Annotated in this window: 10 protein-coding genes; all 10 read left to right on the forward strand. The window is 51.1% G+C overall.

Going from position 1 to position 9,156, the window contains the following annotated elements; translation table 11 throughout:
* The first annotated feature begins 272 nt into the window (after window positions 1–272).
* Entirely contained in the window at window positions 273–1,121 is an 849-nt protein-coding gene (locus ACSV5M_RS17495; RefSeq protein WP_439177732.1) for a ParA family protein, read from the forward strand.
* 238 nt (window positions 1,122–1,359) lie between these two features.
* Window positions 1,360–1,788 (forward strand): hypothetical protein, encoded by a 429-nt coding sequence (locus ACSV5M_RS17500; protein ID WP_439177733.1) that lies wholly within the window; start codon window positions 1,360–1,362, stop codon window positions 1,786–1,788.
* 26 nt (window positions 1,789–1,814) lie between these two features.
* Entirely contained in the window at window positions 1,815–3,449 is a 1,635-nt protein-coding gene (locus ACSV5M_RS17505; protein WP_439177735.1) for a ParB family protein, read from the forward strand.
* A gap of 34 nt (window positions 3,450–3,483) precedes the next feature.
* Window positions 3,484–4,047 carry an STY4526/YPO1902 family pathogenicity island replication protein gene (locus tag ACSV5M_RS17510; RefSeq protein WP_439177737.1) on the forward strand — a complete coding sequence of 188 codons (564 nt, stop codon included), beginning with the start codon at window positions 3,484–3,486 and terminating at the stop codon, window positions 4,045–4,047.
* Window positions 4,047–5,408 carry an STY4528 family pathogenicity island replication protein gene (locus ACSV5M_RS17515; RefSeq protein WP_439177738.1) on the forward strand — a complete coding sequence of 454 codons (1,362 nt, stop codon included), beginning with the start codon at window positions 4,047–4,049 and terminating at the stop codon, window positions 5,406–5,408. Before ACSV5M_RS17510 ends, ACSV5M_RS17515 begins: the two co-directional genes overlap by 1 nt.
* A 548-nt stretch (window positions 5,409–5,956) precedes the next feature.
* Entirely contained in the window at window positions 5,957–6,430 is a 474-nt protein-coding gene (locus ACSV5M_RS17520) for a hypothetical protein (protein ID WP_439177739.1), read from the forward strand.
* A 58-nt stretch (window positions 6,431–6,488) separates the two neighbouring features.
* Window positions 6,489–7,175, forward strand: a complete 687-nt coding sequence (locus tag ACSV5M_RS17525; protein ID WP_439177741.1) for a DUF2786 domain-containing protein — start codon at window positions 6,489–6,491, stop codon at window positions 7,173–7,175.
* Window positions 7,172–7,441: a hypothetical protein gene (locus ACSV5M_RS17530; RefSeq protein ID WP_439177742.1), complete on the forward strand. Its 270-nt coding sequence runs from the start codon at window positions 7,172–7,174 to the stop codon at window positions 7,439–7,441. The genes ACSV5M_RS17525 and ACSV5M_RS17530 overlap by 4 nt, the downstream gene beginning before the upstream one ends.
* A 31-nt stretch (window positions 7,442–7,472) precedes the next feature.
* A complete protein-coding gene (locus ACSV5M_RS17535; RefSeq protein ID WP_439177744.1) occupies window positions 7,473–8,300 on the forward strand; it encodes a PFL_4669 family integrating conjugative element protein in 828 nt (275 codons plus the stop codon).
* Window positions 8,301–8,390: 90 nt separating this feature from the next.
* Window positions 8,391–8,945: a hypothetical protein gene (locus ACSV5M_RS17540; RefSeq protein ID WP_439177746.1), complete on the forward strand. Its 555-nt coding sequence runs from the start codon at window positions 8,391–8,393 to the stop codon at window positions 8,943–8,945.
* Window positions 8,946–9,156 lie beyond the last annotated feature (211 nt).

Genomic DNA, 9,156 nt, shown 5'->3' on the forward strand with positions numbered 1-9,156 from the left:
ATGTGCCTCGCCCTGCGGGCGGCTTCGCCGTGCAAAACGGCTATCCTGCCGTTTTGTGAACCGCGCTTTAAGAACGATCCCGCCAATAATCTGCAGCAGAAAATGAAAAACCCCGCCTATCTTGCGATAGGCGGGGTTTTTCATTTTATTTGGTGGAGCTAAGCGGGATCGAACCGCTGACCTCAACACTGCCAGAAAAGTGGCCCGCGGAGCACATCTTATAGCAAATACCTATCGATAAAAAGCGACTTAATCGGTAGGAGGATAGCCAAATGGCTAAAATTTATGCAGTTATTGGCACAAAAGGCGGTACCGGCAAGACCAGCACATCAGTCAACCTGGCTTCGATCTTCGCGGACATGAACCAGAAGGTTCTGCTGATCGACACGGACCCCGCTCAAAATTTGAGCAAATACTTTAATATCCCATTCCCCGCTGAAGCCGGCCTAACGCGGTTGGTCACTAAGGCCGACCCCACCGGTTGTATCTCCCAAACCGGCTTCCCAAATCTCGATATCATCCTAAATGATGACGCCAAAGGTGATAAAGGCGGACCGATCCTGCCCTTTTTGCGAGAAAGCTCCAGTCATATTATCTATCTCAACCTCGCTCTTCAGACCCTGAATGGGGAGTATGACTACATCATTATTGATACGCAGGGGGCAGGAGGATTGGTTCAGGAGGCCGTCATCCTGGCGGCAGATGAGCTCATCAGCCCCGTCATCCCAAACTACCTAGACAGCACCGAGTTCATCACCGGAACGGTGGGCCTCCTACGCTCATTACTTCCCGCGCCTGGAATGAAGACAACGATTGCGGGTAAACCTCTGCCCCCTTGCAATGCAGTCATTAATAAGATGGGCCGTACCAGAGACGCACGGGACGTGGTCGAGCATCTGCGAAAAGAGTTCGATCAAGCCGGGGACGGTCTAGTGCGCGTATTGAATACGATCATCCCCGACCTGGCCGTTTACAACAAAGCTGCCGGCGCCTCAGAACCCGCTCACCACTTCGAGCCTGCCCGCCCATCCTATTCGCCCAGCGCGAAAGAAACCATGGTTAACCTCGCCTATGAGCTCCAACCAAAGCTCATCGGCACCGCTCCATTATGGGAGGTGTAGTCAATGGGCCACCAGAAGCTATCAATCAAAGTTCTAGCGAGCCGCCATCGGCACGCCCTGAATTTTCACCGTCCAAAAGAAAGAGGCACGTTTGCGAGAGCGTGTTTTTATTCCGCTTACCGTTGTTCCCGCGTTGCATTGCAAGCCGGCATTTTAGAAACGAATGGGGCTCCAACCGGGTTCTTCGGTGAGGCGTACCAAGCCTTGAAAGATAGAGGTTCGATCACGGAGGAGCCAAATGCTTAAGTTTAAGAAATTTCCCCGTGCCGCTTATAGAGATAACCGTTTCCACCGGTGGGCTAGTCGATTTGATGAACAGCTATTCGCTTGCGACTTTATTGAGTTCAGACACGGAGAATCACTTGCGATCGTTGTGCCAATAGGCTTCTACAACATGTATGAAGACGAGTTCGCCGGGCTGCGACCCGGGTTGTCGTTCGCGGGCAATCAATTTCGTGACCAAGCAGCACAATTGGCAATCGCTGATCAATCCCAGACGTTTCCCCTAACACCCGCTCAGCTGGAAGCGACAATACGCCAACTCTACGAGCGCTGGGTTAGCGAAGAAGCAGCGGATCTACTCAGACGGACTCAAGCGATTGGATTGAACATCAATAGCCGTAGCGTGCAACGCCTCAGAAACCAGATTGGGGGCATCGCCGCATGACGGACCAAAAACACCGGGAAAAATCCATGACGACTAAACGTAAAGCTAAAACTATCGATCTTAGCGAACGCCTTAATCGCCAGGCGAGGCAGGCAGAAATCTTATCTAGCGATCCAGCAGTGCCTACACGCATAACAGTCACGCTTGATGAATTGACCCCATACGACAGAAACCCTCGCCAGACGCGAAACCCGAAGTACGAAGAGATTAAAGAATCCATTCGTCACCGCGGACTTGATCATGCACCAAATATTACCCGGCGTAGTGCCGGTGAGCCGTACATGATCAAGGATGGTGGTAATACCCGACTCGAAATCTTGAATGAGTTATATCAGGAGACGGGTGACGAAAAATTCCATCGCATTGATTGTATGTTCCATCCTTGGGTCGACGAAGAGGATGCGATTGCAGGGCACCTGGTCGAAAATGACATGCGCGGCGGAATGCTGTTGATCGAGCGCGCGCTTGCTGCAAAAACGTGGAAAGCCATGCTGGATGAGAAAGTGAGTGAACCCATTTCTCTGAGGCAAGCCGCCGAAGCGATGACAGCACGTGGATGGAAAATGGATGCTGGCAATCTGTCAGTATTAATTTTCTCAGCTGAAGCACTTTTGCCATTAATTCCAGATGCATTGTGGGCGGGCGCCGGTAACCCTGTCGTTAAGAAAATCCGGTCGCTGGAAAAAGCCTACAAAGATTATTGGGAGTCGATTGAATCAGTTAGCCCAGAACCCCCTAAGGAATCCCGGCAATCCATCTGGCCGCGCACTCTGTCCGAGTGCGACGATATACAGTTTGATTTTGACTCTTTTAGAGACCTAGTAGATCTGCGTATCGGCGATGCACTGGATGTCAGCTTTAACACCGTGCGTGCCGAAGTGGATGCAATCCTGGCAGGTGGAAAACCTTCCGGTATCAAACCGGCTAACCCACTCTATGGGCGAGACAGGCTTGATGCAGCCAAACCTAGTGCAACGGAAAATACTAACAACGAAACCTTTGAACAGGTCGGCGGTTCAACATTCGCTGCTCCCTCTCAAGGTGCGACGTTAACCTCAGGGAGAACGACTGAAGTTGAAACTGCTACTCTTCCTGGGCCGAACGAAAATACATCTCACACGCCGCCGCCAGAGAATAACCCAACAGTTCACAAAACCAAGAAATCCAACCCCACCATCGAAGTCTATCGGGACCAAGCGTATCGCGCCGCTTTGGAACTCATGACAAAACTGGGGTTGGACCCGTTCATCGAGAAGATTGATGACGGGCTGGGTTTTCTAGTCATGCCGGTTCACAACGCACAAATGCTCAAAGGAAACCATCGCCGTTACTACGTGTACCTCGTAAATCTCTTCGTCATTACCTGCACGAATTGCGTGGAGCCGGCAGCACAGGAGAAGGCTTTCGCGCATTTGCCATTTTCTGTCGACACTTACCTGGATCACGTCTATCACGAACGTGATCCTAACGTTTCAGGACATGCCGTTCAGATGATGGTGAAAGATCTATTTGCATTGCAGTGGATGCGATCGTCTCCACATGCTGTTGGCAATCGCAATCATTCTGAAGCGATTCTTCTTTCACTCATTTCACAGATCGAATTCGCGGTCGCGGGCCTGCGTCATTTAACCAACGATGATGTGGGCCAGCTGTTCCAATGAATTAAAAAGAGTAACTCCGGGAGGCAAGAACACTGTGGGCCATGAAAATAGAACATCCACCAAATTATTGTATGCATTGAATCGTGAAGCGATTTGTGTTGCTGCATCCGCCGCACAACGATCCGATTTTTATTTGCTCCAGAGACTTGGCATCGATGAAAACTGTGTACCGCTATTGAAACGTATCGGTATCCACGAGCTGGATCGATTAAGAGATTTCCAGGCAAGTATTGTAGATATCCACTTTAACTCGCAGACGCTTACACAATTGCTCGGGCACTTACAGCGGGAAACGCAACAAGAAGAGCTGGTTGATCGGGCAATACGCCTGGGCCTACGCCAGCCTATGTTGCGCGCTCTTGCCGGTATATCCAGACGTGAATTTGAGCAGCGCCGCGCGATGCTGAAGATGCCCCCGGGCGAACCAGGCAGAATCGAATCATTGAACGAGCGCGACGAGCTGCGTGTTCTCAACCTTTGGCTTGCCCTCAAGAAAGATGAACCTGAACTCAACGATCTTGAACGGTTGTGCCGCGTTGCTGAAGAAACGACACTGTCCGCCGACCGGATCTGGAACGCCGTAATGGAAGGTATCTGATGGTCGACAATTCAGCGCTTACAAATATGAATCCTATGCAGATCAATCGGCAGATCGACGTTGCGGCCAGAAATTTACTGATACAACGTCGTCAGCATAAGGATGCCGATAGTGAAAGCGGAATGGGCGTTATCTTTACCGGCAACTTTCAACATGCGATGCCGCATAACTTGTTGTTCGATCCAATCCTTACGCCCGCTGATAAAACACTCTGGTTGATCATTCGTGCCAATATCATCAATCCACAAGCACCGGGATACATCCCCTCGCGTGACGAATTGTCCATTGCTATGGGCTGTTCAGCACCAACGATAAGTCGCGCGAGAGCCACGCTACGCATCGGTCGTTGGATGACATTCCTCAGGACTGTCAGGGACGATCAGCAGCGTTTCGTGGGCGACATTTATCTCTTACACGAAGAACCACTGAGCATTGCAGACACACTGGCGTTGGATGAAGGCTATGTCCGTTTTCTGGAAGACCAAACGCAAGGATCAAGTGCCTCCAAGAACAATCGCCAGCTTGCGGCTAGGGTTCTCGCGGATATTGACCGCTTGCAATCGTCGCCCGTCAGCCCGACGCAACGGGAATTAATGGAACAGCGATTAACGGTCGCAAGCACTTTGCCGTCAACAGACCCCCGCAACTCGCTGTCGTTTGCATTCCGCGGTGGCGATTCTGAACTGCAAGGGGACGCCAGAACGAGCCAGAGTAAAAATTTTACTCCGGCTTTTTCGACAATTCCGACGGAAAGTGCGGCAGAAGCCCCTGTTTTGGCTAGTCACAGTAAGATTTTTGCTACGGATGACGCGACCCAGAGTAAAAATTTTTCTATGGGTCGAAACAGCCAAGAAAAAAATTTTTCTCTGGACAGTAGTAGTTGTAGTAGTAGTTATATTAATAATAAATATATATCTACGCGTGCGCGTGAAGCGGATCTCACCGCGATGGATCGCAGTACACCGTCAGCGTTGTCACCTGGTGAACTGGCAAATCTCGGCCCAGCCGGCACGCTGCAACGACACCGTCTCGATTTTCTGGTTACTCCAGAATCCCGGTCACAGATTTACGTCTGGGGATTTCATATCGCCCACATCCCCGTTATTGCTAGGAAAATCCTGCGCTTACCTCTCGCTGGACAGCGTGAAGTCGCGTACCAATTGTTTGGTCGTCTTGTTGCTAGTCAACACGGCAAGACCGACCCGATCCAGAACCTTGTCGGTTTCACCCACTCGCTGATTACGCGCTACGAAACCGGAAACTTTTCGCTAGACGAATGGGGCGTACAAGCCAGGGAGGTCATTGAAGATCGTATGCCGTGGTATTTGCTGAAAAGTGAAGCGACCGATGCGATTCGATGACGGTCAGTTTGGGTGCCATAAGTTACAGCACTCGGGAGTGAATCAGGTGTTGTAAGTTACAACACTCAGGAAGTGAATCAGGTGCTGGAAGCTCCAGCACTCAGGAAGTGAATCAGGTGCTTGAAGTTCCAGCACTCAGGAAGTGAATCAAGCGCTGTAAGTGGTAGCACCCGGGGCGCGAGGTAGGTGTTGTAAGTTACAACACTCACGAAGTGGATCAGGTGCAGTCAGCGGCAGCACTCGGGGAGTGAATCAGGTGTTGTAAGTTACAACACTCAGGAAGTGGATCACGTGATGGAGGTTCCATCATTCAGGAGTGAGTCGGGTGCGGTTACTAATCGCACTTGGGAAGTGGATCAAGTGAGGGAAGCTCCCTCAGCCCGGAAAGTGAATCAGGTGATGCAAGTTCCATCACTCAGAAAGTGGAGCAAGTGAGGAAAGTCACCTCGCTCCGGAAAGTGCATCAGGTGTTGGGGCCTACAACACTCGAAAAGTAGATCCGGTGTGGGCGGTTACCGCACCCGGAAACCGGATTTGGAGACGGCTGTATGCAAATCGGTGATTTATCCGAAGAAGAAATTGCGTTGATCGATACGCACCGAAAAGCTGAAGCGGCGAGGAAAGCGGCGACGGATTTCCATCGCAAGGCTCTCTTTGTTGCGCACGATTTTGAAGAGTGGTCTGTGCGCAGCGACGAAAGGCTGACCATCTCAACATTCATTAACACCTTTGGGTATCAGGACAAAGATGGGTGGGAAATGTACGAGACGGTGAAACGAATCAACGAGGCTGCATGGCCATTGAGATGTACCGTAAACAGCATTGAACAAGCTCCGAAGCAAGAGACATTTCCCACGAAGGAAGATGCTTCCAATTTGAATCTGGCTGATCGCTTTGTAAAAGTTATTGCGTTGCTGGATGGACTCAGCAGAGAAGAAATATCTTGCCTACTCGCGAATATCGAAGACTGCTGGTGCAGCTACAGAAGTCATGAGCGGGCTGCGACGATTCAGGCGATGTAAGTTATATCGCTGTGAAATCACCGAAAGATCTGGCAATAGCACTACGGTGGAGGAAACCATGGCACATACGAATGAACGAATTCTTGAAAAGATTAAAAAGTGCTTGCGGCTGGCAGCATCGAGTGATGGCAACGAGGCTGCAACAGCATTGCGTCAAGCGCAGGCACTAATGCGTGAACATCAACTGGATATGAATGCGGTTGAGCTATCCGACGTCGACTCAGTTTATGCAAAAGCTGGATGGGGTCAGGAGCCGCCCATGTATTTTTCTGACTTGGTGCAATTGATTCGATTCACATTCGGAGTCGATGCTGTTTTTCACGTGAAACAGGGGAAGACGGATGAAGTGGAATATATCGGCATTGGAAGCCAGGCGGAACTTGCAGCCTACGCCCACGATGTGCTTCGTCGTCAGCTGGTACGGGATCGATCGGACTATTTAAAAACCCTTAAACGATTCAAGCGCGCAAACAAAACACGTCGCGCTGATTTATTTGCAGAGCAATGGGTTCGTTCGGTTCGCCATACGGTCGTGGCCTTTGCGCAAACCGAAGAACAAAAGCAATTGATCACTCGATACAAGAAAACACGTTACGAAAACTTAGAAACAGTTAATCCTCGGACGCACGACTACCTGGAGCGTGATTATGACGCGGCACGCGCTGGCTATGCGGCCGGAAGAGATGTACGCCTGCATCGCGCCGCTGGATACGATCAATGTGATTTGCTGGAGTGCAATGTATGAGCGCTGAGACAAAACAAGACGTCGCGCAGCCGCCGGTGAGTCTGCCGCGACAGATGCGGGACATTGCGTTGGACCTCTCACAACAAACTTGTAACGCGAACGCGCAGTTTGCGCGTGGATATTGTCGTGGTGGTGCAGTAGCGTTGATGCTGGTCGCGGACATGCTTGATCAAAATGACGCAGACCTGATTGATATTGAATCCCATTTTCTGACTGTGCTGGCAAGTCCACGGCTCCAACAAGAGATCTGCGACAGCGCATTTTAGACATAATTTTATTGAACCAGAGGAACCCGACATGAGTGAAGACGTAAACGAGTATGGAGCAGATTTGCTGGATGACATGGAAGAGGATGCGCCAGTCAATCGGCTCAACAATTCTCATCCCGATGGAGCGGATACGATCGTCTCGCCCCGCTCTGTCCGGGACAGACCCGGTCGATTGACGACGGAAGGAAATATCACACTCCACACGCGACAAGCGCACAAGCTGTTTTATGGGCGTCGCGCTGAGCCACAAAAGAAAATATTCCCTGTTGTTGGCCTGGTTCGATTTGCTTCAAACGTGGGTTCGATCTGGGCGGCCAGTGAAGCGGATGATCCGTATGCTGACCTGGCCTTGATCGAAATCGAACACGAATTTGAGGATGCCGAGAAAGTACTCGCACAATACGCCAAGTCACTCGACAATTTGTTGGCGAATGAGGTTGATGGGATCAATGTGTCGGTGATGCATTCCGCAAAGCCGGTTGTCCTGGATCTGCAATTCTTTTCACCGTGGTCGTATCAGGGCGCTCGCTTGCTGGCGAAGTACGACAAACTGGTGTTGAAATGTCTGACCGCAAAACACGTGGGTTTGATGTTCGACGAAGACTGGGAGCGCGTAGTTGTACGAAGCGGAACGCGAATTCGTGCGATGTTTCAACGCAGCCAGTTTTGGCGGGCGACTGGTGTGACCAGGAATGATATTGCTGCAAATAATCAAGTTGCCCAACGTGCGGAAGAAATTTATGCGAAACACCTGCAGCAGATGTTGGTGATGCCTGACGATGTGTTGCGTGGCGAAAAACGTGCGAGGATGGCTCCAAAAGTGAAGCCGGCACAGCCATTGGAGCAGCACGGGTGAGTATGGCGCAGACCATGTCGGAACCTTTGTGTGTGAACGGTTTGAAATCAGGACGGTAATATGGCGGTCATCTCTTTAAAGGGCCTTTTAATGGATAAGGGGACGGCGCCGAGCGTCCCGCGCTGGCGGCGGATTGTTGCGGGGCAGATGAACTCGGTGGCTCAGCTTATGGAAGCCGTTACGGCAGACTTCAGTGAAAATTGCACCAGCCCATGGGTGAGGCTCAACGCGGTGAAAGTGAAGACAGCGCCCTACTCCATAAGTAACACGCAGGTGCAAAACTTTCGCATGGACTTGCGCTGGCGCCTGACAGCATTGGGTGGGGATGTGACAGGATTGGGGGAATGGACAGCATGCGATTTGCTTGCAGATCGCGACGATGAACGCGGGCAGCAATTGAAAATGTTGTGGCAACTTATTGAGCGGGAAACACCCACAATGGCGCAACAGCTGCGCGTGTATGACGCGATCCGGCAGCGACTTCGCAGTGAGTACGTCATCTACTGGCGCATCATCGTCGCGCTGAACGACATCGCTGATAACGCGTCATGGATATTCGATCCGGAGTCAGCGCCGATTGTGTCCCAGGCGCGGGCCAAGTTACAAAAGCTGACCGAAAAGCAACGAATCGAGATAGAGATTTAGTGTGTGCGACACCAGTGCGTCACATCATTCCCGGACAGGATAGAAAAACGCGTACAGGTGTTACACAGAAAACCGGATGCAACCGTGTGTTGCATCGGTACAATACGTTTGACTGCTGTAGTTTCCCGGCTGCTGTAGTTCCCTCCCCAACAGCGGGGCCCAGGATGTTTTGGCCCCGCTATCTTTTTCAAACTGTCGCAACAATGTGTCA

The organism is Cellvibrio sp. ARAG 10.3 (genome assembly GCF_051846955.1).
Classification (GTDB): domain Bacteria; phylum Pseudomonadota; class Gammaproteobacteria; order Pseudomonadales; family Cellvibrionaceae; genus Cellvibrio.

Excerpts from the sequence above, each read along its gene's own strand:
- ACSV5M_RS17495 (WP_439177732.1), top strand. The coding sequence starts at position 273 with ATGGCTAAAATTTATGCAGTTATTGGCACAAAAGGCGGTACCGGCAAG.
- ACSV5M_RS17500 (WP_439177733.1), top strand. The coding sequence starts at position 1,360 with ATGCTTAAGTTTAAGAAATTTCCCCGTGCCGCTTATAGAGATAACCGT.
- ACSV5M_RS17505 (WP_439177735.1), top strand. The coding sequence starts at position 1,815 with ATGACGACTAAACGTAAAGCTAAAACTATCGATCTTAGCGAACGCCTT.
- ACSV5M_RS17515 (WP_439177738.1), top strand. The coding sequence starts at position 4,047 with ATGGTCGACAATTCAGCGCTTACAAATATGAATCCTATGCAGATCAAT.
- ACSV5M_RS17520 (WP_439177739.1), top strand. The coding sequence starts at position 5,957 with ATGCAAATCGGTGATTTATCCGAAGAAGAAATTGCGTTGATCGATACG.
- ACSV5M_RS17525 (WP_439177741.1), top strand. The coding sequence starts at position 6,489 with ATGGCACATACGAATGAACGAATTCTTGAAAAGATTAAAAAGTGCTTG.
- ACSV5M_RS17530 (WP_439177742.1), top strand. The coding sequence starts at position 7,172 with ATGAGCGCTGAGACAAAACAAGACGTCGCGCAGCCGCCGGTGAGTCTG.
- ACSV5M_RS17535 (WP_439177744.1), top strand. The coding sequence starts at position 7,473 with ATGAGTGAAGACGTAAACGAGTATGGAGCAGATTTGCTGGATGACATG.
- ACSV5M_RS17540 (WP_439177746.1), top strand. The coding sequence starts at position 8,391 with ATGGATAAGGGGACGGCGCCGAGCGTCCCGCGCTGGCGGCGGATTGTT.